Source organism: Gemmobacter megaterium (assembly GCF_900156815.1).
GTDB lineage: Bacteria > Pseudomonadota > Alphaproteobacteria > Rhodobacterales > Rhodobacteraceae > Wagnerdoeblera > Wagnerdoeblera megaterium.
In genome coordinates this window covers 184,004-209,382 of sequence record NZ_FTOT01000002.1, presented here as the reverse complement: position 1 = coordinate 209,382, position 25,379 = coordinate 184,004, and the positions used below count along the sequence as shown (strand labels likewise).

23 protein-coding genes are annotated in these 25,379 nt (G+C 64.7%); 8 read left to right on the top strand and 15 right to left on the bottom strand.

Features of this window, described 5'->3' with window-relative positions; genetic code table 11:
• From BW970_RS05455 to crcB, 11 genes are all read right to left on the bottom strand, one after another.
• Positions 1–1,425: a FlgK family flagellar hook-associated protein gene (locus BW970_RS05455; RefSeq protein WP_076529413.1), complete on the bottom strand. Its 1,425-nt coding sequence runs from the start codon at positions 1,423–1,425 to the stop codon at positions 1–3.
• 18 nt (positions 1,426–1,443) lie between these two features.
• Complete coding sequence (locus BW970_RS05450; RefSeq protein WP_076529412.1) at positions 1,444–2,745, bottom strand: flagellar hook protein FlgE; 1,302 nt, start codon at positions 2,743–2,745, stop codon at positions 1,444–1,446.
• A gap of 86 nt (positions 2,746–2,831) precedes the next feature.
• A complete protein-coding gene (locus BW970_RS05445; RefSeq protein WP_076529411.1) occupies positions 2,832–3,665 on the bottom strand; it encodes a flagellar motor protein MotB in 834 nt (277 codons plus the stop codon).
• Between the two features lie 75 nt (positions 3,666–3,740).
• Positions 3,741–4,340, bottom strand: coding sequence for a (d)CMP kinase (locus tag BW970_RS05440; protein WP_076529410.1), 600 nt, complete (start codon positions 4,338–4,340; stop codon positions 3,741–3,743).
• Positions 4,341–4,443: 103 nt separating this feature from the next.
• Positions 4,444–5,235 (bottom strand): amino acid ABC transporter ATP-binding protein, encoded by a 792-nt coding sequence (locus BW970_RS05435; protein WP_076529409.1) that lies wholly within the window; start codon positions 5,233–5,235, stop codon positions 4,444–4,446.
• 12 nt (positions 5,236–5,247) lie between these two features.
• Entirely contained in the window at positions 5,248–6,549 is a 1,302-nt protein-coding gene (locus BW970_RS05430; RefSeq protein WP_076529408.1) for an amino acid ABC transporter permease, read from the bottom strand.
• Position 6,550: 1 nt separating this feature from the next.
• Positions 6,551–7,804, bottom strand: coding sequence for an amino acid ABC transporter permease (locus BW970_RS05425; protein ID WP_076529407.1), 1,254 nt, complete (start codon positions 7,802–7,804; stop codon positions 6,551–6,553).
• A gap of 120 nt (positions 7,805–7,924) precedes the next feature.
• Positions 7,925–8,941: an amino acid ABC transporter substrate-binding protein gene (locus tag BW970_RS05420; RefSeq protein ID WP_076529406.1), complete on the bottom strand. Its 1,017-nt coding sequence runs from the start codon at positions 8,939–8,941 to the stop codon at positions 7,925–7,927.
• A 246-nt stretch (positions 8,942–9,187) separates the two neighbouring features.
• Positions 9,188–9,901, bottom strand: a complete 714-nt coding sequence (locus BW970_RS05415) for an ATP12 family chaperone protein (RefSeq protein WP_076529405.1) — start codon at positions 9,899–9,901, stop codon at positions 9,188–9,190.
• 14 nt (positions 9,902–9,915) lie between these two features.
• Positions 9,916–10,992 carry an RluA family pseudouridine synthase gene (locus BW970_RS05410; RefSeq protein ID WP_076529404.1) on the bottom strand — a complete coding sequence of 359 codons (1,077 nt, stop codon included), beginning with the start codon at positions 10,990–10,992 and terminating at the stop codon, positions 9,916–9,918.
• Complete coding sequence (gene crcB / locus BW970_RS05405; RefSeq protein WP_076529403.1) at positions 10,989–11,363, bottom strand: fluoride efflux transporter CrcB; 375 nt, start codon at positions 11,361–11,363, stop codon at positions 10,989–10,991. The genes BW970_RS05410 and crcB overlap by 4 nt, the downstream gene beginning before the upstream one ends.
• A gap of 45 nt (positions 11,364–11,408) precedes the next feature.
• On the opposite strand from crcB, the gene BW970_RS05400 reads away from it, so the two are divergent.
• Positions 11,409–11,936: a DUF1643 domain-containing protein gene (locus BW970_RS05400; RefSeq protein ID WP_308469319.1), complete on the top strand. Its 528-nt coding sequence runs from the start codon at positions 11,409–11,411 to the stop codon at positions 11,934–11,936.
• Positions 11,937–12,046: 110 nt separating this feature from the next.
• Here BW970_RS05400 and BW970_RS05395 read toward each other — a convergent pair whose 3' ends face one another.
• Entirely contained in the window at positions 12,047–13,102 is a 1,056-nt protein-coding gene (locus BW970_RS05395) for a calcium-binding protein (protein WP_076529401.1), read from the bottom strand.
• 274 nt (positions 13,103–13,376) lie between these two features.
• Here BW970_RS05395 and rpsO point away from each other — a divergent pair, with 274 nt between their 5' ends.
• From rpsO to BW970_RS20720, 3 genes are all read left to right on the top strand, one after another.
• Positions 13,377–13,646, top strand: coding sequence for a 30S ribosomal protein S15 (gene rpsO / locus BW970_RS05390; RefSeq protein WP_076529400.1), 270 nt, complete (start codon positions 13,377–13,379; stop codon positions 13,644–13,646).
• Between the two features lie 337 nt (positions 13,647–13,983).
• On the top strand, positions 13,984–16,125 hold the full coding sequence (gene pnp, locus BW970_RS05385; protein ID WP_076529399.1) for a polyribonucleotide nucleotidyltransferase: 2,142 nt from the start codon (positions 13,984–13,986) through the stop codon (positions 16,123–16,125).
• 125 nt (positions 16,126–16,250) lie between these two features.
• Positions 16,251–16,466, top strand: a complete 216-nt coding sequence (locus BW970_RS20720; protein ID WP_159441421.1) for a hypothetical protein — start codon at positions 16,251–16,253, stop codon at positions 16,464–16,466.
• Positions 16,467–16,527: 61 nt separating this feature from the next.
• Here BW970_RS20720 and BW970_RS05380 read toward each other — a convergent pair whose 3' ends face one another.
• The gene (locus tag BW970_RS05380) at positions 16,528–16,989 is read right to left on the bottom strand and encodes an Lrp/AsnC family transcriptional regulator (protein ID WP_076529398.1); all 462 of its coding nucleotides are present in this window, start codon (positions 16,987–16,989) and stop codon (positions 16,528–16,530) included.
• A gap of 154 nt (positions 16,990–17,143) precedes the next feature.
• Between BW970_RS05380 and ald the strand changes: the two genes are divergently transcribed.
• Complete coding sequence (gene ald / locus BW970_RS05375) at positions 17,144–18,259, top strand: alanine dehydrogenase (protein ID WP_076529397.1); 1,116 nt, start codon at positions 17,144–17,146, stop codon at positions 18,257–18,259.
• Positions 18,260–18,370: 111 nt separating this feature from the next.
• Here the strand turns inward: ald and BW970_RS05370 are convergent, their stop codons facing one another.
• The gene (locus BW970_RS05370) at positions 18,371–20,089 is read right to left on the bottom strand and encodes a cation:proton antiporter (protein ID WP_076529396.1); all 1,719 of its coding nucleotides are present in this window, start codon (positions 20,087–20,089) and stop codon (positions 18,371–18,373) included.
• A 13-nt stretch (positions 20,090–20,102) separates the two neighbouring features.
• Positions 20,103–20,525, bottom strand: coding sequence for a tellurite resistance TerB family protein (locus BW970_RS05365; protein WP_076529395.1), 423 nt, complete (start codon positions 20,523–20,525; stop codon positions 20,103–20,105).
• A 115-nt stretch (positions 20,526–20,640) separates the two neighbouring features.
• Between BW970_RS05365 and BW970_RS05360 the strand changes: the two genes are divergently transcribed.
• From BW970_RS05360 to BW970_RS05350, 3 genes are all read left to right on the top strand, one after another.
• Complete coding sequence (locus BW970_RS05360; protein ID WP_076530133.1) at positions 20,641–22,221, top strand: lysine--tRNA ligase; 1,581 nt, start codon at positions 20,641–20,643, stop codon at positions 22,219–22,221.
• 158 nt (positions 22,222–22,379) lie between these two features.
• Positions 22,380–24,401, top strand: coding sequence for a M3 family metallopeptidase (locus BW970_RS05355; RefSeq protein WP_076529394.1), 2,022 nt, complete (start codon positions 22,380–22,382; stop codon positions 24,399–24,401).
• A complete protein-coding gene (locus tag BW970_RS05350) occupies positions 24,398–25,378 on the top strand; it encodes an LLM class flavin-dependent oxidoreductase (protein WP_076529393.1) in 981 nt (326 codons plus the stop codon). Before BW970_RS05355 ends, BW970_RS05350 begins: the two co-directional genes overlap by 4 nt.
• Position 25,379 lies beyond the last annotated feature (1 nt).

Here is a 25,379-nt window from a genome sequence, read left to right as displayed (position 1 = left end):
TTAGATCTCCAGAAGGTTTGCGATCATGCCATCCACGGCTTGGATGACTTTGGCATTTGCTGCATAGGACCGTTCGATCAGCAACAGCATCTGCATCTCGCGGTCGCTGTCCACGCCCGATGCGGCCTCCAGTTCTGACAGGGCGCTGCTGCGGCTGTGGGCGACGGTGGCCTGAACGTCGTCGGCCAGCCGCGCGGTGGCGATCCCCGACATCATGTCGCCTGCCAGGCCGGACAGGCTGCGCAAGCCGGGCAGGAACCCGCCGGACGCCGCAGCACGTGGTTCGGACAAGGCGGCGGCCCAGGCGCTCAGACCTGCGCCGTTCCCGCTGTCACCGGGCGAGACAGCGCCAATCCCGTCGCGCAGCCGCCACAACGCCCCGCCCTGTGCCGGGTCGACGGCGGCGTTCACGCGGATCCGTGACGCCAGCCCGCGTTCGCGCGCGCTGTCGAATGCCGCGCCGGAATCGGTGAACAGTCCCGCCGCGCCGGGGGCGAGGGTCGAGTCCGCCTCTTGCATCCGGGTGATCAAATCGCGGGCGATGGCGTCGAGCTGGTGCTGGGCCGCAGGCCCCAGATCGTCGCGGATGGCGAAATTCGCCGAAAGCCTGCCGCCGCCCATGGCCGCGCCATCCGCCGCGGACAGGGGGCGCCCGTTCATCGTGAGGTCAGACAGGGCGCCCGAGTCGGCGGCAACCACCCCCGCCTGCGCAAAGCCGAAATGTGCCGGCCGGCCATCGAGAAGCGTGGCGCCCCCGGCAGAATAGAGCGCGATCTGCCCATTCTCGCGCTGCACCTCGCGCAACGGAACGATCGCGGCAATCTGGTCGACCAGCACCTGACGCTGATCGACCAATGCCGCTGTATCGCGCCCCAGGGCAGACATTTTCACGATGCTGTGGTTCAGGTCGGCGACCTGTGCCAGCGTCAGGTTCAACGTGGCGACATCATTGGCGATCGCGCCGTCCGCCGTGCTGCGGGCCTGCTGCACCTTGGCCGAGACACTGGCAAGCGTGCCGGCCAGCCCCATGGCCGCGTTCAGCACCGCTGCGAGCGTCGCTTCGGTTCCGGGCGCGGCTGCGGCGGCAAGCAAGCTGGAGTCCAGTGCCCCGATCCGTGTGGTCAGCGACCCTTCGGTGCCCGGTGTTCCCAGCCAGCCCTCCAGCGCAGTGCGAAACCCCAGCCGCGTGTCCGCGACCGAACTTTCCGCCAGCGCGATGCGGCGGTCTGCGGTGATCAGCGGCGTGCTGTTGCGCAAGACAGCGCCGACCAGCACCCCGCCACTGGCAAGGCTGCTCAGCAGCAGATCTCGGCGCCCGAAGCCCGCGGTGCGCAGGTTGGCAAGGTTGGTGGCCACGGTCTGCGCCCCGCGTGAGGCGGCGGTCAGGCCGGACATGGCCGCAGTCAGGCTTTGCGACAGGCTCATGGCCCTGCCTCCCTATGTTCAACGCTTGAGGTTCGCGGTTTCCTGCAACATCTCGTCCACGGTCTGGATGACCTTTGCGTTCGAGGAATAGGCGCGCTGGGTCTGGATCAACTGGGTCAGTTCGGTCGCGACATCCGTCGCGCTTTCCTCGCGCGAATAGGGCGACATGGCGCCGGTGGGGCCATCGCCGGCATCCCAAAGGTAGAACCCGCCAGAGGCCATCGACACCTCGTAGGTCTGTTCCCCGACAGCAGTAAGGCCGTTGGGGTTGCGGACATCGGCGACGGGCACCTGGTAGAGTTTTCGAGTAAACCCTTGATCATAAACGCCATAAAGATTGCCGGCAGAGTCGAATTCCACAGCGACCATCGACGCGACGGGGGTGCCGTTCTTGGTCTGCGTGCCGGGGGAAAAATCGGACGACAACTGTGTCATCCCGTCCAACTGGCCGGGTTTGCCAATGTTGAGCGAAATCGGGCCGCTTGCCACCGTCAGGGCCATCACGCCCGTCGCCGGGTCATAGGCGCCGCCCGACAGGGTCGTGATGGCATTCAGCAAACCACCGCCCGTCTGGGTGTCGGCAAAGGCCATGGTATATTCTCCCACGACGGTATCCGAGGCGGAATCATGGATGGAGAGAGACCAGCTGTTCGAGGCGCCGGTGGCAGGCACATTGGGCGTGAAGGAAAAGGTCAGGGTGCGCGACAGGCCGAGATTGTCGAAATATTCCATCGCCACTTCCTGCGCGCCACCTGTGGCGCCCGCTGTCGTGGCTGTGGCGGGCAGGTTCAGGGTCAGGCCGATGGCCGTGGTCGGATTTGCGGTGAACTGGTTCATGTTCACGCGCACAGGTTCCAGCCCTGCCATGGATTCGCGGGTTCGTGTCCCGACCGTCCCGTCCGCACCCGCAGGCCAGCCCATCAGCACATGGCCGGTGGCCGTGGTCAGATAGCCGCTGGCATCCGGGCGAAAGGATCCTGTCGTCATCAGTTGCAAGGTGCTGGCGGCCCCGTCGCTGCCCAGAGACGACATCGAGGTGACAGGCAGAAACCCGCGCCCGTCCACCGACAGATCGGTGGCATTGTCGGTGCGCACCAAAGGCCCGCGTTCGTCGATCAGCCGCAGCGCCGTGGTGCGCACGCCGCCCGCAGTATACCGGCCGGGGTTTGACGAGCCGATCACCATCGAATGGAAATCGACGGTATTGCGCTTGTAACCATAGGTCGCCGAATTGGCGATGTTGTCGGAAATCGAGGCCAGCCGGGCGGCATTGGCGTTCAGCCCGGCCACACCGGCGTTGAGCGAGGAGGAAATCGTCATCTGATCGCGCCTTTCTACTGCTGCGACATGTGCCGCAGGCAGAATGACGGCGTGGGCTTAATTTCCGCCTAATGCGCGCGGCCCGCTCATCTGCCGGTGCGCAGCAGGACGAGTTCCAGCCGGTTGTTGCGCAGGGCCATGGGATCGTTGACGGCCGGGCGGCGGTCGGCATAGCCGGTAACACGTTGAATACGCTCGGGGTCAAGGCCCGCCCCCTGCAACAAGGCCCGCGCGCCCAGCGCCCGCTCTGCCGACAGGGCCCAGACGGGGTTCTCGATCAGCGTTATCGGAAAAGATGGCACGAATCCCTGCACCGCCACCTGATTCCCCACCAGCCGAAAGCTGTCGGCCACGACCTGCATCAGCTCTTTCAACAGCGGAGTGGCGGTGGCGGATGCGGGAATGAACAGCGGCGAGTCCGGCAGATCGAACAGTTCGACGACCAAACCCTCGTCCGTGATCCGCGTGACCACATGGCGCATCAGACGCTCCATCGTCATGCTTTCGCCGCTGGTCGCGCGCAGGGCCGAGTCCAGATCTTCGAGCGCGCGTTGCTCTGCCGCGGCCTCGGCGTCGCCGGTGAGGCCCATGGCCTGCCGCTGTTCCGTCGGGCGGGCCGCGCTGGCCCCTGTGCCGGTCTGCGCCAGCACATCCTCAGAGAACATACTTTCCCCGCCAAAGGCCCCGTCGCCGCCGCCGGAAATCCGGTTTACCGCGATCACCGGATCAAAATAATCCGCGATTCCCTTGCGTTGCTTCTCGGTCGTCGCATTCAGCAGCCACATCAGCAGAAAGAACGCCATCATCGCGGTCACGAAATCGGCATAGGCGACCTTCCACGCCCCGCCATGATGCCCGTGTTCGCCGACAACCTTCTTGCGCTTGATGATGACCGGCGCGGCATTGCCTTGCCTGGCCATTCCAATCACCCTTTCGTCTCACCCGGACCCAGTGGTGGCACAGGCAGCGTTAGGGCGGGCTTAACAGATAGAATGCTATGGGCTTTCCATATGCGCGGCGATCAGCGCGGTTGCCCGGGCGATGGCCTCTTCGACGGGCATGTCCGACGTGTCGATCACCACGGCATCCGCCGCCGGGCGAAGCGGGGCATCGGCGCGGTGCATGTCGCGGGCATCGCGTTCGCGCACTTCGGCCAGAACCTGCCCGGCATCGCCGCCGACTTCCAGCCAGCGCCGGTGGGCGCGTATTTCAGGGCTGGCGGTGACATACAATTTCACCTCTGCCTCGGGGCAGATCACGGTGCCGATGTCCCGCCCGTCCAGCACGGCGCCGCCCTCTTGTCGCGCGAAGCGGCGCTGGAACTCGATCAATGCCGCCCGCACGGCGGGAAGGGCCGCAACACGGCTTGCGGCCTGCCCGGCCGCAAGGGTGCGCAGACCTGCGGCATCCAGATCTGCGGGGACCAGCGCCAGCGCCGCCGCCTCTGGCTCTACCCCGGCTGCGACCTTGGCGCCGACCGCCCGGTACAGCAGCCCGGTATCCAGATGGGCAAACCCGAACCGTGCCGCCACCGCCCGGCTGATCGTGCCCTTGCCGGCCGCTGCCGGCCCGTCGATTGCCACTGTAAAGATCATTCGCGCCTCCGCTGGAGGCAGCCCTTAAACGGAAACGGCGGGTTTCGCAAACCCGCCGCCCAGAGAATGCAAGGATGCGCGGCGGGGCAGGGCCCCGACGTGGTCAGTGGCCAAGGATCTGGCTGAGGAACAGTTTCGTCCGGTCGGATTGGGGATTGTTGAAGAATTCCTTGGGCTCGTTCTGTTCGACGATCTGCCCCTGATCCATGAAGATCACCCGGTTCGCCACCGCCTGGGCAAAGCCCATCTCATGCGTCACACAAAGCATGGTCATGCCTTCCTCGGCCAGCTCGATCATGGTGTCCAGCACCTCCTTGATCATCTCGGGATCAAGGGCGCTGGTCGGCTCGTCGAACAGCATGATGCGCGGCTTCATGCACAAGGACCGCGCGATGGCGACGCGCTGTTGCTGACCGCCCGACAACTGGCCGGGGTACTTCAGCGCCTGCTCGGGGATTTTCACCTTGCGCAGAAAGTGCATGGCGATTTCCTCGGCCTCTTTTCTGGGGGTCTTGCGCACCCAGATCGGCGCCAGCGTGCAGTTCTCCAGGATGGTCAGATGCGGGAACAGGTTGAAGTGCTGGAACACCATGCCCACCTCGGACCGCACCTTGTCGATGTTCTTGAGGTCGCTGGTCAGTTCGGTGCCATCCACCACGATCTGCCCGGACTGGTGTTCCTCCAGCCGGTTGATGCAGCGGATCAAGGTGGACTTGCCCGAGCCGGAGGGGCCGCAGATCACGATACGCTCGCCGCGATGAACGGTCATGTCGATGTCACGCAGGACGTGGAACTGGCCGTACCACTTGTTCATCTTGACGATCTGGATGGCGATCTCGTTCGAGACCTTCATCTTGCTGCGGTCGATGTCGTGGTCGAGTACAAGTTCGGACATTGGGGGAATTCCTTACCTATGGTCCGTCTTCAGCCGGCGTTCCAGATACATGGAATAACGCGACATGCCGAAGCAGAAGATGAAGAAGCAGACGCCGATGAAGATGAACAGTTCCCAGTAGATACCGTTCCAGTTCGTGTCGGCGCGAATGGCGTTCGACAGGCCGATCGGATCCAGCAGGCCGATGAACACCACCAGCGTGGTGTCCTTGAACAGCCCGATGAAGGTGTTGACGATGCCGGGGATCGAGATTTTCAGGGCCTGCGGCAAGATGATCAGCCGCATCGCCTTCCAGTAATCCAGCCCCAATGCATCCGCTGCCTCGTACTGGCCGCGGGGCAGGGCCGCCAGACCGCCGCGGATCACCTCGGCCATGTAGGCGGCCGCGAATAGCGTCACCATGATGATCACGCGCAGGATGATGTCGAAGCTGGTGCCCGGAGGCAGGAAGTAGTTCAGCAGCAGCGATGCGGTGAACAACAGGGTGATCAGCGGCACGCCTCGGATGAATTCGATGAAGCCGACGCTGATCGCCTTGATCAGCAGCATGTCCGACTTGCGACCGAGCGCCAGCATGATGCCCAGCGGCAGCGACAGCGCGATACCGGTGACGCCGATGATGATCGACAGCATGAAGCCGCCGAAATCACGGCTGGGCACCGGGCGGATCGACAGGGAAACCGCCGATTGCAGCGCCGAGGACACCGGGGCCGCCAGCCAGACCCACCAGACGATGGCCGCCAGAACGGCACCGATCAGTGCAAGGACGCTGCCAGTCACCCGGCTCAGCCCGAGAAAGGCGCCGTAGCCCACCGCAAAGCCGCCGATCACGGCCAGCGGCAGCCAAAGCGAGCCGCCCCACAGCAGCCAGAAGGCCACGAACGGATAGAGTGCCGAAAACCAAATCAGCTTGCGCGGCAGCTTGTCGAACAGGATGGGCGCGATGGCGACCAGCATCAGCACCATGGCCAGGATCGGCCGCCAGTACAGATCCGACGGGTAGAAGCCGAACATCAACTGATGCCAGCGGTCACGGATCACCGCAAAGCAGGCGCCGGATTCCCCGGCAAGGATCTGGCGGCATTCCGCCAGACTGTTGGCATTCCAGACGGAATTCATCAGCCAGGGGCCGATGTGCATGACGATCCACACGATCGTGCCGACGGCAAGAACCGTGAGCGCCACGTTCAACACGCTGGAAAACAGGTTCTCGCGCAGCCAGCGCACCGCACCGATCTGACTGGTCGGCGGGGCTTGCTGCGGCAGCATCGTGTCGCGGACGAAAGGAACGGTCTGGGCGTGCGTATCGCTCATCTCAGCGCTCCTTCAATTTGACGCTGGCGTTGTAGACGTTCATCGCCATCGAGATCAGCAGGCTGATGACCAGATAGGTCAGCATCATCAGCAGCATCCCTTCCAGCTCGCGCCCGGTCTGGTTGATGGTGATCCCGCCAAGGGTGGACCGGATGTCCATATACCCGACGGCAAGGGCGAGGGACGTGTTCTTGGTGATGTTGAGATACTGCGAGATCATCGGGGGAATGATCACGCGCAGCGCCTGTGGCAGAACCACAAGGCTCATGATCCGGCCGGGACGCAGGCCAAGGGCTGCTGCGGCCTCGGTCTGACCATGCGATACGGCCATGATCCCGGCGCGCACCGTTTCGGCGATGAAGGCGCCGGTATAGACGGTCAGCGCGAACCACAGCGCGATCAGCGAGTTGCGCAGAAATGTGCCATCGGCAAAGTTGAAGCCGCGCAGCTCTGGCAGGCCCAGATGGAACCCGAGCGCGAATTTCAGCACCACCAGCGGGGCCAGAAAGATCAGGATGGATTTCCACCAGGTGACCGGACGCACGCCGGTATCGTTCTGGATCCGCTCGGCGGTTTTCAGCAGTTTGCGGTTGGCCAGAACGCTGCCCAGGATGACCGCGACAATGGCCAGAAGATCCAGCGAAACCAGGAAGATGCCCAGATCGAGATTGCCAAGCGACCGGCTGAACAGCGGTTCGGGCACATAAACACCGCGGTTTGTGACCGCAATGCTGTCGAACAGCATCATCGAACTGGTCGCGTTCTCGCCGCGGAAGGCGCTGGGGGCGGGCATGGATTCTGTCATGATCGCAAAGATCAGCAGGATCCAGATCAGCAAGGGGATGTTGCGGAAGGCTTCGACATAGACCGTCATCAGCCGGGCGACGAGCCAGTTCTTGGACAGGCGCAGGACACCGGCCAGAACCCCGACGACCGTGGCGCTGATGCAGGCCAGAAACGCCACCAGCAAGGTATTGAGCAACCCGACCAGAAATGCGCGGGCATGGGTGCTGTCGCTGGAATACTCGATCAGCCTCTGGTTGATGTCATAGCCCGAGCGGACCGTCAGAAAACCGAAGCTGAAATCCTTGCCAAGGGCACGCAGGTTTTCGACGGTATTGTGGATCAGCCACCATGCGGCAATGACAAAGATACCGAGAAAGATGACCTGAAGCGTGATTGAGCGATACCGAGTATCATATATCAGCATGCTCAGCCGAAACCCGTCCTTGCGGACGTCGGGCATGGTCGCCATGAATTTACCCCCTGCTCCGCCTGGCGCTTTGCACTCTCCGGCATGTGCCGGGGCGGATTGATTGTCGCAGATCGAGAAAGCGGGAAGGGGCGCAGGAACCGCGCCCCTTCCGGTGGTGTCTTAGCGGAAGGGCGGTGCGTAGAGCAGGCCGCCTTGCGTCCATTGTGCGTTCAGGCCGCGGGCCAGACCGATCGGGGTGGCCTCGCCGATGTTCGACGCGAAGATCTCGCCATAGTTGCCGCCGGCCTTGATGGCGCGCACGGCCCAGTCGTTGTCCAGGCCCAGCATCTTGCCCAGTTCCCCTTCGGTGCCCAGAAGGCGCTTGATCTCGGGGTTCTCGGTGCTTTTTGCCAGTTCCTCGATATTGGCCGAGGTCACGCCGTATTCTTCGGCGGCGATCAGGGCGTTCAGCGTCCAGCGGGCGATGTCCGACCACTGTTCATCGCCCTGGCGCACCAGCGGGCCGAGCGGCTCTTTGGAGATGATCTCGGGCAGAACGATGTGATTCTCTGCATCGGCAAAGGTGGCGCGGGTCGCGGCCAGGCCCGAAGCATCGGTCGTGTAGACGTCACAGGCACCGGCAAGGTACTGCTGCTGTGCTTCGGCGTTGGTTTCGATCGGAACCGGCTCATACTTCATGTTGTTGGCTTTGAAGTAGTCGGCCAGGTTCAGTTCGGTCGTGGTGCCGGTCTGGATGCAGACGGTCGCGCCGTCCAGTTCTTTTGCCGACGACACGCCCAGTGCCTTGTTCACCATGAAGCCCTGGCCGTCATAGTAGTTCACGCCAGCGAAGGTGAATTTCAGGTCCGCGTCGCGGCTGAAGGTCCAGGTGGTGTTCCGGGCAAGGATGTCGATCTCGCCCGAAGCCAGGGCCGAGAAACGGGTCTGGCCGGTGGTGGTGATGAAGTTCACCTTCATCGGGTCGCCCAGCACGGCTGCCGCCACAGCGCGGCAGATCGCCACGTCAAAGCCTTGCCACACGCCATTCGAGTCGGGCGCAGAGAAACCGTTGACGCCGGTGGACACGCCACAGTTCAGCGTGCCGCGCGCCTTGACGTCGTCCAGCGTGGCTGCCGACGCGAAGCCCGCCGCGAGGGCAGTCAGCGAAAGCGTGCCAAGGAAAACGGATTTTTTCATGCGTACCTCTTCCTGAGTTGCCACCGGAAGGCCCGGCGGATCATTCTTTTTGGATCCCGCAGCGGCTGAAGATGCCCTTCGTGTCCCTGCCACGGGGTATCGAAGATAGTGCGACGAAGCTGCTGGCTGCGTCAAGGCTCGCGTAACTCAGGCCTTTGCATTTGCAGAAAGTTCTTGAGGCCGCAATAGTCCGGGTCCGATCCTTGCTGATCGGCCCGGTTTGGCGCAACACTGTTTCGGCGCGGCCTATTCGGCGGTGCAAAGGTGCAGGAATCGCGCTGCATCCTGCATGGCGGTGCGTTTCACTGCCTCGGTGGCCTCGGCTTCGGCATCGGCCCCCCATTGTTCGGCCTGCCAGTGTTCGTCGATCCGCGAGATCATCCAGCCCTGGTCGACAGGGATCCGGCCGGATGCGACGGCCAGCCCGATGACAAGCGAGCCGGAGATCGCCACCAGATCGTACAGCGCGGTCAGGCGGAACGGGTCAAAGCCCCGTACCTGCTGTGCCAGCCGGTCAAGGCTGGCAGGATCCTGCGGCACCGGCACCACGCCGAACACCGGGACCAGCCGTGCCCCAAGGCTATGCGCCGCCCAGTCCAGCAGCGGATCCCAGGCTGCCGCCTGCCGGGCGGCCAGGGGGGCGGGGGCCTCGGCACGGTAGCACAGCAGGTCGGTGCCGCCATAGTCGGCCAGCATCTCGGCCACGGCATCGAATTGCGGTGTCACCTTGTCGATGGCCGAATTGGCGGCGCGGGTGACAGGCATCGTGTCGGGTTTCACCACGCCATCCTGCGCGTCCCATTCGGCCGCGATTGCACAGGCCATGGCCCTGGTGGGCACGAGCAGCGGCGCCTTGGCCGGGGTCTTGACCGCCCGCCCGTCCAGCCGCACCGCCCAGCCCGATCCCTCGGGCTCGACCGTCGCCGTTGTCCAGAACCGCTTTGCCGTCCAGCCGCTCATGCCACCCTCTTTCGTCAGTCGCGCCGCCGGGGTGCCGTGACGCCCGGCCAGTTGTCCAGGTTGAACGGATCCGGCGGGACCGAATGCACATCCCATCCCAGCGTCTTCCAGGTCTTTTCCATGTGCTGCGGCAGGGGGGCGGTAAAGGTCATGTGCTTTTTCGTCACCGGATGGTCAAAGCTCAGCAGCCTTGCGTGCAGGTGCAGCTTGCGGCTGATCTCGCCGCCCAGTTGCGCGCCCCAGCCATCGCCCATGTTTTCCTGACCGCTGCCACCGTATTTGCCATCGCCGATGATCGGATGGCCAAGTTCGGCCATATGGGCGCGCAACTGGTGGGTCCGCCCCGTGATCGGGGCAAGACCCACCCAGCTGACGCGAGAGCCAAGGATTTCCATCACGGCGTAATCGGTCGTCGCGCGCTTGGCGCCTTCGGTTGCGTCCACCTTGTTGGGGTGGATGCAGATCATCTTTTCACCCTCGCCCGACTTGCCATGGCCCGGCGCCTTGACCAGACCAAAGCGGATGGTGCCCATCTTGGGGTTCGGCACACCAGCGACGGCGGCCCAATAGATCTTGCGGGTGGTGCGCAGGCGGAACGCTTCGGACAGGGCGCGGGCCACGCGGTCGGTGCGGGCCAGCACCAGCAGGCCGCTGGTGTCCTTGTCCAGCCGGTGCACCAGCTTGGGGCGTTCCTTGTAGCCGAACATCAGCGCGGGGGTCAGCCCGTCGACATGGCGGTGGTCCAGCCCGCTGCCGCCCTGGCTGGGCAGGCCCGCAGGCTTGTTCAGCACGATCAGGTGCTGATCCTTCCACAACACGCAGGACTGGATCATCGCCGCATCCTCTGCGGTGATGCCGCCTTCGGCTTTGGGCGCGGGCGGGGTGTCGGGCAGGGGGGGCACGCGGACGACCATGCCGGGGGCCACCCGGTCGCTGGCCTTGGCGCGCGCGCCATCCACCCGCACCTGTCCCGTGCGGCACATCTTTTCGACGGCGCTCTGGTTCAGTTGCTCGAACCGCCGCTTCATCCAGCGGTCCAGCCGCTGTTCGCCTTCGGCCTCGGTCACCGTGACCATCTGGACGCTGTTCATACCATTCCCCGCATCAGGGTCGCGCCAGCGACCAGTGCCCCGACCGACAGCATGACCGAGCCCATTGCATAGCCCGCCGCCGCCAGTGTTTCGCCAGTATCCCACAGCCGCAGCACATCCAGCGAAAAGGCGGAAAAGGTGGTAAACCCACCCAGAACCCCCGCCATCAGCAAGGGCGCAAGCCGGGTCAGCCCCCGCGCCTCCAGCCAGATCCACAGCACGCCCATCAGGAACGATCCGGCCACATTCACCACCATCGTGCCCAGCGGAAAGCCGGTGCCCGCCAGACGGGCAATGCCGCTGACGGTGACAAACCGCGCGACGGCGCCGACAGCACCGCCCAAGGCCACCTGTGAAAGGGTCCAGATCATGGCCTTCCTCTGCGCGGCCCGGCCTGGCTTGTCAACAGGGGCGCGGTGCGGCATCACGCGGCGATGATCTGCCGCGACCATATTGCCGGCCCTGTCGTCTCGCAGGCGCTCTATTCGCCGTGCCTGTCCTTTCGCCATGCGCTGCATCGGCGCTGGGCCGGGGGGCCGGTCCTGGGCTGGGTGATGCTGAACCCCTCGACCGCGACCGAGGCGCAGGACGACCCGACCATTGCCCGATGCGGCGCCCGTGCCCGTGCCATGGGCTTTGGCGGGATCTCGATCGGCAACCTGTTCGCCTATCGCGCCACCGACCCGCGCGATCTGAAACGGGCCGTCGATCCGCTGGGGGCCGGGGCCGATGCGGCGCTGGTCCTGGCGATGGCGGAGGTGGAGCTTCTGGTTTGTGGCTGGGGAAATCATGGCACGCATCTGGGGCGCGGCGCGCAGGTCGCGGCGCTGTTGCGGGCGGCGGGGCACCGGCTGCATCATCTTGGACTGACCGGGCAGGGGCAGCCTCGCCATCCGCTGTACACCGCCTATGCGGTGCGTCCGCAGCCTTGGCCCGCGCCATAGGCCGCCCGGCGCCTTGCGCGAGCCGGGCGGGCCGGGCGCCGGGCATTCCCCCGCCCGTCGGGCCGGGCCGCCGCGCTCCGGTGCTGCCCGCGGGTTCCCTGCCGGGGCACCTAGCGCGGGGCCAGCCGGATGCTGTCGGGGGTCAGTCCGGCGGCGCCGGCCACCTCGGCCACGGGCCTGCCATCCAGCAGGATGAGGACATCATCGGCGATGCCGCCGGGGGTCAGCGTCACCTGCGGCGCCGGGCCTGCGGCATCATAGACCACGATCAGCTCATCCTGCGTGGGGTCATAATCCATGATGCGGGCAAGTTGTCCCTGCGTGTCAGCGGCCAGCTCGAAACGGTCCATTCCGTTGCCGCCGGTGGCGATGTCGCCCGCACCGACGCGCAGCACATCATGGCCTTCGCCGCCGTTGAGGTAGTTTCCGGCATTGCCCCAGTCGCCGTGAAAGGCCCCGACAAGCGTATCGTCGCCGGCATCGCCATCCAGCGTGTCCTGCCCCGGACCGGCAATCAGCAGATCGTTGCCCATGCCGCCTGCCAGCCAGTCGTCGCCCTCGTCCCCGGCAAGGGTGTCGTTTCCGTTGCCGCCAAGCACCGTATCCTGTCCGGCGCCGCCGAACAGGGTATCGTTGCCTTCCTGCCCGAACAGCGTGTCGTCGCCTGTCGCGCCCCAGATCCGGTCATCGCCAAAGCCTCCCAGCACGGTGTCGTCCCCGTCGCCGCCGCGGATCCGGTCGTTGTCGCCGCCGCCGTGCAACTGATCGTCTCCGGGGCGGCCGAAGATGCGGTCCCGGCCGTCGCTGCCCTCGATGCCATCATTGCCCCGCCCGCCGACCAGACGCTGGGCCGCATCGGCCGCGCCGTGGTCTGCCGCCACCATGTGCAGCCTGTGGGGCAGCGCCTGCGCGTCTTGCGGCTGGGGGTGCGCCGGGGCCTCCTGCGCGGGATCGGCGCTGTCGCCCGTGGGCGCCCCCTCGTCGATCCCGGCATCCCAAAGCTGTGCGGGGGGCTGGGCCGCGTCCTCCTCGGTCCCGGAGGGCTCCGGGGCGTCGGGCTCTGCGGGCGGCGCGTCCTCATCCTCGCTGGTCGAGCCGCGCATGACCAGGCTGCTGCCTGCCAGTCCCACCATCAGCAGACCGAGCATTCCGAACAGTCCAAACATTTCCCCCACCTTTCCGCCGCATGGCCGAAATTAACCATGATTTCGGTTAACACTATGATATATATGTATAAATAACAGGGAATCGTGGCGTGAACAAGGCGCGAACGCGGAGCGGATCGCCTGCGTTTGTGCCTGTGGCCCGGTTTGGGCTTTATCTTTCGCGCAATTTGCCCTAAAGGCCCCCATCCGCCTGAACCGGCGGGTGACTCCACGGGCCCTGCTGGACGACATCCCGGCTTGCGCCATGCACCCCGAACCTGAAAAGGAGACCCCGATGTCGATCACCGTCGAAGAAAAGACCCGGCTCATCAAGGAATACGGCACGAAAGAAGGCGACACCGGTTCGCCCGAAGTTCAGGTCGCCATCCTGTCGTCGCGTATCGCCACGCTGACCGAGCACTTCAAGTCGCACAAGAAAGACAACCATTCGCGTCGCGGCCTGTTGATGATGGTGGCCCAGCGCCGCAAGCTGCTGGACTATCTGAAGGCCCGCGATCAGGCGCGCTATACCGCGTTGATCGGCCGTCTGGGACTGCGCCGCTAAGTCGCCGCAAAAGACCAAAGGATCGCCCGTGCCGCAAGGTGCGGGCGTTTTCCTTTGCCCATGGGCCCAGTGCAGCGCGCGGGGGCATGGGCAGGGGGGCGAACCTTGCCCCCCGAGGAGATCTGCATCAGCGCAAGGCCCGGAGCGCGGCAGGGGCAGGGACCGCGCGCGCATCTTGTGCTTTCCAAACGCCCCGATTTGGTGTAAGTGCCGCGTCCATCTGTGACGTGACGCCCTTGGCTCCGGGCACATGCGAAGGATTGGAGCGGCGGCAATGGGGCCGCCATAGGATCGGGAGACCCGGCAGGGGCCGGGAGTGCTCCCCAGAGGAAACTGAATGTTCAACATCACCAGAAAATCCATCCAGTGGGGCAATGAGACGCTCACGCTGGAAACCGGGAAGGTTGCCCGTCAGGCGGATGGCTCTGTCATCGCCACGCTGGGCGAAACCTCGGTCATGGCCAACGTGACCTTTGCCAAACAGGCGAAACCGGGCCAGGATTTCTTCCCCCTGACCGTGCATTATCAGGAAAAATACTACGCCGCCGGCAAGATCCCAGGCGGCTTTTTCAAGCGCGAGGCGCGCCCGTCGGAAAAAGAGACGCTGACCTCGCGTCTGATCGACCGTCCCTGCCGCCCGCTGTTCGTCGAAGGTTTCAAGCACGAAGTGCTGGTCATGGCGACCGTGCTGTCGTGCGATCTGGTCAATGATCCCGATATCGTGGCGATGATTGCCGCCTCGGCCGCGCTGACCATTTCGGGCGTTCCCTTCATGGGCCCGATCGGTGCGGCCCGCGTCGGTTTCGTCGATGGCAAATATGTCCTGAACCCTGCGATGGACGACATGACCCAACTGCGCGGCAAGCCCGAGCAGCGTCTGGATCTGGTCGTCGCGGGCACCAAGGACGCCGTGATGATGGTGGAATCGGAAGCCTACGAGCTGACCGAGGAAGAAATGCTGGGCGCCGTGGTCTTTGGCCACGACCAGATGCAGCCGGTCATCGACCTGATCATCGACCTGGCCGAAGCCGCCGCCAAGGAACCGTTCGATTTCACCCCGCCGGATCTGACCACGATCTATGGCAAGGTGAAAGCGGCAGGCGAGGCGCAGATGCGCGCTGCCTTTGCGATCCGCGACAAGCAGGAGCGGACCAATGCCATTTCGGCCGCCGTTGCCGCCATCAAGGCCGCGATGACCGAAGAAGACCTGGCCGACATCAACCTTGGTTCGGCGATCAAGAAGCTGGAATCGTCGATCCTGCGTGGCGACGTGGTGGCCAACGGCACCCGGATCGACGGGCGCGACACGAAAACCGTGCGCCCGATCATGGTGGAAACCGGCGTGCTGCCGCGCACCCATGGATCGGCCCTGTTCACCCGTGGCGAGACCCAGGCGATCTGTGTCACCACGCTGGGCACCGGCGAGGATGAGCAGATCATCGACGCGCTGAACGGCAACACGCGGTCGAACTTCCTGCTGCATTACAACTTCCCCCCCTATTCGGTGGGCGAGGTTGGCCGCGTGGGCAGCCCCGGCCGCCGCGAGATCGGCCATGGCAAGCTGGCCTGGCGCGCGCTTCAGGCGGTTCTGCCGGCGCCAACCGACTTCCCCTATACCTTGCGTCTGGTGTCCGAGATCACGGAATCCAACGGGTCGTCCTCGATGGCAACGGTCTGCGGATCGTCGCTGGCGATGATGGATGCCGGTGTTCCGCTGAAGGCGCCGGTGGCGGGCGTGGCCATGGGTCTGATCCTGGAAGACAGTGGCAAATACGCCGTGCTGACCGATATCCTGGGCGACGAGGATCACCTTGGCGACATGGATTTCAAGGTGGCAGGCACCGAGAACGGCATCACCTCGTTGCAGATGGACATCAAGGTGGCGGGGATCACCCCGGACATCATGAAACAGGCGCTGGCGCAGGCCCGCGACGGCCGTCTGCACATCCTGGGCGAGATGTCCAAGGCGCTGTCGGCCCCGCAAGGCTTCAGCGAATATGCCCCCAAGATCGAGACGCTGACCATTCCGACCGACAAGATCCGGGAAGTGATCGGGTCGGGCGGCAAGGTCATCCGCGAGATCGTCGAGGTTTCGGGTGCCAAGGTCGACATCAACGACGATGGCGTGATCAAGATCGCCTCCAGCGATGCGGCGGCGATCAAGAAGGCCTATGACATGATCTGGTCGATCGTGGCAGAGCCGGAAATGGGCCAGATCTACACCGGGAAAGTGGTGAAGCTGGTTGATTTCGGCGCCTTTGTGAACTTCTTCGGCAAGCGTGATGGTCTGGTGCATGTCTCGCAGATCGCCAACAAGCGTCTTCAGCATCCGAACGAGATGTTGAAGGAAGGCCAGGAAGTGAAGGTCAAGCTGCTGGGCTTTGACGAGCGCGGCAAGGTCCGCCTTGGCATGAAGATGGTCGATCAGGAGACCGGGGCAGAGATCGTCGAGAAGAAAAAGGACGATGACGAGGCCTGAACCGGCCCGCGTCTGACGTCACAAGGCCCCGGCATCGTCCGGGGCCTTTCCTTTGCGGGGCAGGGTGGCCGTCAATAAAGTGTTTCCAAACTGCTGCTATTCTGCACGGCAGTATCAAATCTGTGATGCTTTTGTCGCCGGAATGGGTAACTCTTGCAGAAGGCTTGTTTGGGGGAGCCTTGGGGGAAAACATGATCCGCACGATAACGCTGGGAAGTTGTGTGTCAGTTCAAGGGCTTTTCGTCCGCGCGTTGGGCGATGGCCGCATTGCAATCCGCGATGGCGACAAGACCTTTGTCGGTCGACCGATTCAGGTGCCGCCGCAGCAGGTCCATATCTGAGGGCCGAATCGCAAGATGAACCGGCCGGGCCGTTCGGTCTGGCCGGTTTCACCCCGCAGCGTCAGACGGAAAGCGCCGTGGTCTTCAGCACCGTGCGCAGGGAGAATGACGACTGCATCTTGGCGACTCCGGGCAGGCGGCTGAGGTACTGCCGGTGGATACGTGCAAAATCCTCGGTATCCTGCGCCACGATCTTGAGCAGATAATCGGCCGATCCGGCCATCAGGTTGCATTCCAGCACGTCGGGCACCTTGGCGACCTCGCGCTCGAAGGCGTCCAGCAATTCGTCCGCCTGGCCTTGCAGCGTGATCTCCACAAAGACGGTGGTCGGCCGCCCCAGGCGGCGCGCGTCCAGCAAGGCAACATAGCGGTCGATATAGCCGTCTTCTTCCAGTCGCTGCACCCGGCGGTGGCAGGCCGAGGCAGACAGGTTGATCTGTTCCGCCAGATCGGCATTGGAAATCCGCCCGTCGCGCTGAAGGACGGTCAGAATGCGGCGGTCGGTCGGATCAAGCGTGCTCATGCGAAGGATCTTCGGGCAAATCGGCATCCTGCGCAACAGGTTTGCGTCGGTGGCGAGGTATTCGGGCCAAGTTCCCAAACCTTTGCGACGATTCGCGCGCATCATCAACCCATGTCCCGGCGGCAAGACCGGGTTGGACCCCTTGGGAGGATACATGAAGATCGGTTGCCCGAAAGAGATCAAACCGCAGGAATTCCGCGTCGGCCTTACGCCACAGGCCGCGCGTGAGGCTGTCGGCCATGGCCATGAGGTGCTGATGGAGGCCGGGGCCGGCATGGGCGCCGGGTTCGCCGATTCCGATTACGAGGCCGCTGGCGCCCGGATCGTCTCTACGGCGGAAGAGGTGTTTGCCACCGCCGAAATGGTCGTCAAGGTCAAGGAGCCGCAGGCGGTCGAGCGCGCGCGCCTGCGCGAAGGTCAGTTGCTGTTCACCTACCTGCATCTGGCGCCCGACCCGGATCAGACCCGCGACCTGCTGGCCTCGGGTGTGACCGCCATTGCCTACGAGACGGTGACGGATCGCAACGGCGGCCTGCCGCTGCTGGCGCCGATGTCCGAAGTGGCAGGGCGTCTTGCGCCGCAGATGGGCGCCTGGGCGCTGCAAAAGGCCAATGGCGGGCGGGGTGTGCTGCTGGGGGGCGTGCCCGGCGTGCGGCCTGCGAATGTCATGATCATCGGCGGCGGCGTGGTTGGCACTGCCGCAGCGCGGGTGGCCGTGGGCATGGGCGCCAATGTCACCGTGCTGGACCGTTCGGTGCCGCGCATGTCCTATCTGGATGACATTTTCCAGGGCCGTCTGACCACGCAATATTCCAGCGCGGCCGCCGTGGCCGACCTGCTGCCCGAGGCCGATATGGTGATCGGTGCCGTGCTGATTCCCGGTGCGGCGGCGCCCAAGCTGGTCAGCCGCGTGCAGCTTTCCAGCATGAAGCCGGGCTCTGTCATCGTCGATGTGGCGATTGACCAGGGCGGGTGTTTCGAAACCGCCCGCGCGACCACCCATGCCGATCCGATCTATACGGTGGATGGCGTGATCCATTACTGCGTCGCCAACATGCCCGGCGCGGTGGCCCGCACCTCGACCATGGCGTTGGGCAATGCGACCATGCCCTTCATGCTGGCGCTTGCCGACAAGGGCTGGAAACGCGCCTGCGCCGAGGATCCGCATCTGCTGGCCGGGTTGAATGTCCATGCCGGACACCTGACCTATGCGGCGGTCGGAGATGCGCTTGGCCTGCCGTCGATCCCGCCGTCGCAGGCGCTGGCCTAGCTGTCGGCCGATCGGGGCGGTGATGGCCCGGATGCTTTGGGTACCAAGGGCCGCCCCCGGCTGGGGGCGGCCCTTCGCGTTCACGGGCGCGCGGCTGTGATGGGGCAGGGGCTACAACGGCGCCCGGCCTTCGGCGGCAATCTCGGGAAAGTCGGTGCGCTCTGCTCCGGCGGCGCCGCACAGCAGGTCTGTGGCGCGGTCCGCTGCATCCTGAAAGGGCTCCAGCACCAGATCGACCCCGGCCCCCTGCATCACGTCGGTCTCTGCGGCACTGTGCGATGCGGCGGCGATGCGTCCGGCAAACCCCGCAGATCGGGCCAGTTGGATCAGCGTCCGGCGCGTATCCTCGTAGCTGAGGCCGGTCGGATGCACGGGAACGGTCGAGACCATCCATTCCGCCCTGCGGAAGGGCAGTTCCGCAATGAACTCCGGGTCGCTGGCATCGCCGAAATCCGCCTCCAGCCCCAGGTCGCGCCACCGTCGCACCGCCTGCGGGTTGAAATCCACGCCAAGCACCCGGATGCCCCGCTTTTTCAGCCGCAGCCCGATGGCGGTTCCAAAGCGGCCCAGCCCAAAGATGATGACCTTGAACCCGCCGTCATCATGGCCCCCGGTCTCTGACGGTTCGCGCGGGGTGCCCTTGCGTTCAAAGACGCCAAGCAGCGGTTCGAAAACCTTGTAGAGCTGATGCGAGTAGCTGATCATATAGGTAGATACGGCGATGGTGATCAGTCCGACCATGGTCACAAGGCCCAGGGCGTCCTCGGTCACATGGCCAATGGTGACGCCCATCGCGATGAAGATCAGCGAGAATTCGCTGATTTGCGCCACGGTCAGCCCTGCCAGAAAGCCGGTGCGCTTGCGATAGCCCATGGCGCCCATGATGGCCAATACGATCAGCGGATTGCCCACCAGCACGAACACCGAGAACAGGATGGCCCCGGTCACATGTGTGCCCAGCAGCGACAGATCCAGCGTCGCGCCAAGCGCGATGAAGAAGAACAGCAACAGAAAGTCGCGCAAGGGGGCCAGCCGGGCGGCGATGGTCTCGCGGTAGGGGGTAGAGGCCAGCGCCACACCTGCCAGCAGGCCACCCACCTCCTTGCCCAGCCCCACCAGATCGCCGATCGCGGCAAACATCGCGGCCAGCGCGATGGCAAAGATCACCAGCAGCTCGGGCGCGCGCGCCAATCGTTCGGTCAGCGGGGTGGCGGCATAGCGCACGAACAGCACCACCGCCGCAACCATCGCCAACCCAGACACAAGCACCGCGGTGACCGAACCGCCCGCGCCGCCATCCTGCCCCGGCGCGCCGATGCCGATGGCCGACAGCACGATCATTGCCAGAACAACGACCAGATCCTGCACGATCAGAAAGCCCAGGGCGATCTGGCCATGAAGCGCGTCGATCTCGCGTTTGTCGGACAGCAGCTTGACGATGATGATGGTTGACGAAAACGTCAGCGCCACGGCGACATACAGGCTGGTGACATGCCCAAGACCCAGGGCAAGGCCGATCAGATAGCCGAAGAAGGCGGTGAACATCACCTGGCCAAGGCCGGTCAGCACCGAGACCACGCCCAGTGACCGGATCAGCTTTACGTCCAGCTTGATCCCGACCAGGAACAACAGCACCGCAATGCCCAGTTCCGACAACAGGTGGATCTGTTCATCGGAATGCACCACGTCCAGCGCCGATGGTCCCGCGATCAGGCCGACGGCGATGAAGCTGACGATCAGGGGCTGCCGGGCCAGCGTGCCGACAAGCCCGATGGCTGCGGCCATCACCAGCAGCAGCGCGATTTCACCGAATGCGCCGAAGGCCGGCATCAGGACGTTCCCGTCATGGCCGCTGGTGGCGTGCCCTGGCGCCTTGTTCGATGGCCGCCGCGTGCAGACGGCTGACGTTCAACTCGTGCCGGATCTCTTCCAGCATCCGCAGTTCGGGTTGCCGCAGGGTGCCGTCGGCTGCCGCCACGTCGCAGGCCAGCGCATAGGCGGTTTCGTACAGCCGTTCGGGCAGGGCCTCGCGCACCAGGCCGAACAGGGCGTCCAGCCCGTCTTCCTCTTCCAGCAGGTCAAAGACGGTCTGGGCGATGGTCTTCATCCGGTCGGCGTCATAATCACCAAACACCGGGAGGTGGTTCACGATGCGCTGGATGGCCACCAGTTCGGGCGTGTGCATCTGTTCGTCCGAGGCGGAGACCGCAATCATCACGGCGACCAGGGCATCCTGGGGCGACATCGAGGGGGTATCGGCGGGCATGGTGGCTCCTGCAAGCGGGTTTGCTGCGCAGATTATTGACCTGAGCCGTCCCCGGCAATAGAGGGCGGGGGTTCGTGCCGGCATGGGGCTTGCACGGTTTGTTGAGGATGCGCCGATGTCTGCCTTGCGTGACGCCGCGATGAAATCGAAAGCCTGGCCGTTCGAAGAGGCGCGCCGCATCCTCAAACGGTATGAAAAGAAGGCACCGGAAAAGGGCCATGTGCTGTTCGAGACCGGCTATGGCCCCAGTGGCCTGCCGCATATCGGCACCTTTGGCGAGGTGGCGCGCACCACGATGATCCGCCGCGCCTTTGAGCTGATCAGCGACATTCCGACGCGGCTGGTGTGTTTTTCGGACGATCTGGACGGGATGCGCAAGGTGCCCGACAACGTGCCCAACCGGGACATGTTGCTGGCCAATGTGCAGAAACCGCTGACCAGCGTGCCCGACCCGTTCGGCGAGTACGAAAGCTTTGGCCATCACAACAACGCCATGCTGCGCCGGTTCCTCGACACTTTCGGGTTCGAATACGAATTCATCAGTGCGACCGACTTCTACCGCTCGGGCCAGTTCGACACCGTGCTGTTGCGCGCCGCCGAACGCTATGACGCGATCATGGAGGTGATGCTGGCCAGCCTGCGCGAAGAACGCCAGCAAAGCTATTCGTGTTTCCTGCCGATCCACCCGGAAACGGGGCGGGTGCTCTATGTGCCGATGAAAGAGGTGAACGCCAAGGACGGCACCATCACCTTTGACGACGAGGATGGCCGCGAATGGACCCTGCCGGTCACCGGCGGCCATGTGAAGCTGCAATGGAAGCCCGATTTCGGTGCCCGCTGGGCGGCGCTGGACGTCGACTTTGAAATGTATGGCAAGGACCACAGCACCAATACGCCGATCTATGACCGGATCTGCGAGATCCTTGGTGGCAGGAAGCCCGAGCATTTCACCTATGAGCTGTTCCTGGATGAAAACGGCGAGAAGATTTCCAAGTCGAAAGGCAACGGGCTGACCATCGACGAATGGCTGACCTATGCCTCGACCGAAAGCCTGTCGTATTTCATGTATCAAAAGCCGAAAACCGCCAAGCGGATGCATTTCGACGTGATCCCCAAGGCCGTGGACGAATATCACCAGCAACTGCGCGCCTATGCCGAAGCGAATGACCCCGACAAGCAGGTGAACAACCCGGTCTGGCATATCCATTCCGGCGCCCCGCCGAAATCGGACATGGTTGTCCCGTTCTCGATGTTGCTGAACCTGGCCTCGGTGGCGGGGGCAAAGGATGCCAAGGGGCTGTGGGGCTTTATCCGTCGCTATGCGCCCGATGCCAGCCCCGAGACCCATCCGCAACTGGATCAGGCGGCGGGTTTTGCCGTGCGCTACTTTGCCGATTTCGTGGCGCCCAAGCGGGTGTTCCGCCTGCCGACCGATCAGGAGCGTGCGGCGATGGAGGATATGTCGGCGCGTCTGGCGGCCTGGGAGGGCGGGCTGGATGCCGAGGCGCTGCAATCGCTGGCCTTCGCCGTTGGCAAGGATCATGGGTTCGAGACCCTGCGCGACTGGTTCAGGGCGCTGTATGAGGTGCTGCTGGGCGCCAGCGAGGGGCCACGCTTTGGCGGGTTCATCGCGCTCTATGGCATCGACGAGACCCGCGCCCTGATGGCGCGTGCCCTGGCCGGCGATCTGGTCTGAGGGAGGGGCGGGGGGCCTGCCCCCCGCACCCCCCGCCGGGGGAGGGCCCTCGGACCCTCCCCCGGACCCCACCCGAGGGTATTTCGGGCAAGATGAAAGGGGCGGGGCTTTCAACGCGGGGGGCGAGGGCCTAGGTTTCCTGCCAAAGGAGATCTGCCATGACCAACCCGCTGCTGGCGCCCCCGGCGCTGCCGTTCGACCTGCCGCCCTTTGCCGAGATCCGGGACGAGGATTTTGCCCCGGCCTTTGAGGTGGCCTTGCAGGAGGCGCGGGCGACTATTGCGGCGATTGCCGGAAACCCCGAGCCTGCGACCTTTGCCAATACCATCGAGGCGATGGAAACGGCCGAAGACCGGCTGGAGCATGTGGCAGGGGTGTTTTTCAACCTGGTCGGCGCGGACAGCACCCCCGCGCGCGAGGCGTTGCAGCGCGATCTGGCGCCGAAGCTCGCGGCCTATTCCAGCGAAAGGGTGCTGAACCCGGCCCTGTTCGCGCGGGTCGAGGCGGTGTGGCAGGCCCGCGACGGGCTGGATCTGACGCCTGAGCAGGTGCGGTTGCTGGAGTTGACGCGGCGCGGCTTTGTGCGGGCGGGCGCGGCGCTGGCGCCCGATCAGGCGGAGCGGATGAAGGCGCTCAACGAGCGGGCCGCCGTGCTTGGGACGCAGTTTTCGCAGAACCTGCTTGCCGATGAGCGCGACTGGTTCATGGATCTGACCGAGGCTGATCTGGACGGGTTGCCCGAGTTTGTCAGGACCGCCGCCCGTGATGCCGGGGCAGAGCGGGGGCGTCCGGGGCCGGTGATCACGCTGGGCCGGTCGCTGATCGTGCCGTTTCTGCAATTCTCGCCCCGGCGTGATTTGCGTGAACGTGCTTTTCGTGCCTGGGTGGCGCGGGGTGAGAATGGCGGCGCTACGGACAACCGCGGCATTGCGGCGGAAACGCTGGCGATCCGGCACGAGCGGGCGCAGTTGCTGGGCTATGCGGATTTCGCGGCCTACAAGCTGGAAACCGAAATGGCACGCGATGCGGGCAAAGTGCGCGATCTGCTGATGCGGGTCTGGTCGCCTGCCAGGGCGCGGGCCGAGGCGGATGCGGCGGTGCTGACGGCGATGATGCACGACGATGGCCTCAATGGCGATCTGGAGCCCTGGGACTGGCGGTATTATTCCGAGAAGCGCCGCAAGGCTGAGCATGATCTGGATGAGGCGGCGCTGAAGCCCTATCTGTCGCTGGATGCGATGATCGCGGCGGCCTTTGACTGTGCCAACCGCTTGTTCAGGCTGGAATTCCGGGCGCTGGACGTGCCGCTGTATCACCCCGATGCGCGGGCCTGGGAGGTGACGCGCGGCGGCACCCATGTGGCGGTGTTCATTGGCGATTATTTCGCCCGGCCCTCAAAACGCTCGGGCGCCTGGATGTCGTCGTTCCGCGGTCAGCGGGTGTTTGGCGGCGCCGAGCGGCCGGTGATCGTGAATGTGTGCAACTTCGTCAAGGGGACGCCGGCGCTGTTGTCATGGGATGATGCGCGCACGCTGTTCCACGAGTTCGGCCATGCGTTGCACGGTATGTTGTCGGATGTGACCTATGGGTCGCTGTCGGGCACCAATGTGGCGCGCGATTTCGTGGAACTGCCCAGCCAGTTGTATGAACACTGGCTGTCGGTGCCCGAGGTGCTGGACGCCCATGCGCGGCATTGGCAGACCGGCGCGCCGATGCCCGCCGATCTGCGTGACCGCTTGCTGGCGGCGCAGACCTATGACCAAGGGTTTGCCACGGTGGAATATGTCGCCTCGGCGCTGGTGGACATGGCCTTCCATGAAGGCGCGCCGCCGGTGGATCCGATGGCGAAACAGGCCGAGGTTCTGGCCGGTCTGGGGATGCCGCGCGCCATTGTCATGCGGCATGCGACACCGCATTTCGGGCATGTGTTTTCGGGCGGCGGCTATGCGGCGGGCTACTACAGCTATATGTGGTCCGAGGTGATGGACGCCGATGCCTTCGAAGCCTTTGAAGAGGCGGGCGGGCCGTTCGATCCGGGAATGGCGGCCAAGCTGCATGAGTTCATCCTGTCGCGGGGCGGGTCGGTCGAGGCCGATGATCTCTACATCGCATTCCGGGGCCGGATGCCGGGGCCAGAGGCGCTGTTGAAGGGCCGTGGCCTGCTGGAGGTGGCAGCATGAAATTTTCGGTTCTGGATCTGGCGCCGGTGCCCGAAGGCAGCAGTTTTGCCGATGCGTTGCGCAATTCGGCAGATCTGGCACAACATGCCGAGAGCCTAGGCTATACCCGTTACTGGCTGGCCGAACATCACAACATGCCGGGTATTGCCAGTGCTGCTACGCCGCTGGTGATCCAGCATGTGGCGGCCGCCACGCGGACCATCCGGGTGGGGGCCGGGGGGATCATGCTGCCCAACCATGCGCCGCTGGTGGTGGCCGAACAGTTCGGCACGCTGGCCACGCTGTTCCCTGGGCGCATCGACCTTGGGTTGGGCCGTGCGCCGGGCACCGACCAGCCGACGATGCGGGCGCTGCGGCGCTATATGGCGGGGGCGGATACCTTCCCTGAGGATGTCGTGGAATTGCTGGGCTTTCTGGGAGATGCGTCCGACGGCCCCGTGCACGCCTTTCCGGGGCAGGGGACGCAGGTTCCGGTCTGGATTCTCGGGTCATCAACCTTTGGCGCGCAGTTGGCGGCCTATCTGGGGTTGCCCTATGCCTTTGCCAGCCATTTCGCGCCGGACTTCCTGCATCAGGCGGCGGCGACCTATCGGGCGCAGTTCCGCCCCTCGGCCTGGCTGGACAAGCCCTATTTCATGATGGGCATGGGGTGCTTTGCTGCTGACACCGACGACGAGGCGCGGTTCCTGCGCACCTCCATGCAGCAGACCTTTGCCAATCTGCGGCTGGGGCGGCCGGGCAAGCTGCAACCGCCGGTCCATGACATTGACAGCCGCATCCCCCCGTCGGTCCGCGCCGGGGTGGATCATGCGCTGTCCTGTTCGGCGACCGGCGGGCCGGAAACCCTGCGCCGCGAGATCCTGCGGATCACCGCCGATCTGCAACCGGACGAGGTGATCCTGGCGACCCAGGTCTATGACCATGCGGCCCGCAAGCGCAGCTATGCGATTGCCGCCGAGGTGCTGGGCGGGCTTTAGG

Excerpts from the sequence above, each read along its gene's own strand:
- BW970_RS05415 (WP_076529405.1), bottom strand. The coding sequence starts at position 9,901 with ATGAGCGGCTGGACGGCAAAGCGGTTCTGGACAACGGCGACGGTCGAG.
- BW970_RS05360 (WP_076530133.1), top strand. The coding sequence starts at position 20,641 with ATGTCTGCCTTGCGTGACGCCGCGATGAAATCGAAAGCCTGGCCGTTC.
- BW970_RS20720 (WP_159441421.1), top strand. The coding sequence starts at position 16,251 with ATGCTTTTGTCGCCGGAATGGGTAACTCTTGCAGAAGGCTTGTTTGGG.
- BW970_RS05380 (WP_076529398.1), bottom strand. The coding sequence starts at position 16,989 with ATGAGCACGCTTGATCCGACCGACCGCCGCATTCTGACCGTCCTTCAG.
- BW970_RS05450 (WP_076529412.1), bottom strand. The coding sequence starts at position 2,745 with ATGACGATTTCCTCCTCGCTCAACGCCGGTGTGGCCGGGCTGAACGCC.
- BW970_RS05420 (WP_076529406.1), bottom strand. The coding sequence starts at position 8,941 with ATGAAAAAATCCGTTTTCCTTGGCACGCTTTCGCTGACTGCCCTCGCG.
- BW970_RS05430 (WP_076529408.1), bottom strand. The coding sequence starts at position 6,549 with ATGAGCGATACGCACGCCCAGACCGTTCCTTTCGTCCGCGACACGATG.
- BW970_RS05350 (WP_076529393.1), top strand. The coding sequence starts at position 24,398 with ATGAAATTTTCGGTTCTGGATCTGGCGCCGGTGCCCGAAGGCAGCAGT.
- crcB (WP_076529403.1), bottom strand. The coding sequence starts at position 11,363 with ATGATCTGGACCCTTTCACAGGTGGCCTTGGGCGGTGCTGTCGGCGCC.
- BW970_RS05355 (WP_076529394.1), top strand. The coding sequence starts at position 22,380 with ATGACCAACCCGCTGCTGGCGCCCCCGGCGCTGCCGTTCGACCTGCCG.
- rpsO (WP_076529400.1), top strand. The coding sequence starts at position 13,377 with ATGTCGATCACCGTCGAAGAAAAGACCCGGCTCATCAAGGAATACGGC.
- BW970_RS05440 (WP_076529410.1), bottom strand. The coding sequence starts at position 4,340 with ATGATCTTTACAGTGGCAATCGACGGGCCGGCAGCGGCCGGCAAGGGC.
- BW970_RS05435 (WP_076529409.1), bottom strand. The coding sequence starts at position 5,235 with ATGTCCGAACTTGTACTCGACCACGACATCGACCGCAGCAAGATGAAG.
- ald (WP_076529397.1), top strand. The coding sequence starts at position 17,144 with ATGAAGATCGGTTGCCCGAAAGAGATCAAACCGCAGGAATTCCGCGTC.
- BW970_RS05365 (WP_076529395.1), bottom strand. The coding sequence starts at position 20,525 with ATGCCCGCCGATACCCCCTCGATGTCGCCCCAGGATGCCCTGGTCGCC.
- BW970_RS05370 (WP_076529396.1), bottom strand. The coding sequence starts at position 20,089 with ATGCCGGCCTTCGGCGCATTCGGTGAAATCGCGCTGCTGCTGGTGATG.
- pnp (WP_076529399.1), top strand. The coding sequence starts at position 13,984 with ATGTTCAACATCACCAGAAAATCCATCCAGTGGGGCAATGAGACGCTC.
- BW970_RS05410 (WP_076529404.1), bottom strand. The coding sequence starts at position 10,992 with ATGAACAGCGTCCAGATGGTCACGGTGACCGAGGCCGAAGGCGAACAG.
- BW970_RS05455 (WP_076529413.1), bottom strand. The coding sequence starts at position 1,425 with ATGAGCCTGTCGCAAAGCCTGACTGCGGCCATGTCCGGCCTGACCGCC.
- BW970_RS05445 (WP_076529411.1), bottom strand. The coding sequence starts at position 3,665 with ATGGCCAGGCAAGGCAATGCCGCGCCGGTCATCATCAAGCGCAAGAAG.
- BW970_RS05425 (WP_076529407.1), bottom strand. The coding sequence starts at position 7,804 with ATGGCGACCATGCCCGACGTCCGCAAGGACGGGTTTCGGCTGAGCATG.
- BW970_RS05395 (WP_076529401.1), bottom strand. The coding sequence starts at position 13,102 with ATGTTTGGACTGTTCGGAATGCTCGGTCTGCTGATGGTGGGACTGGCA.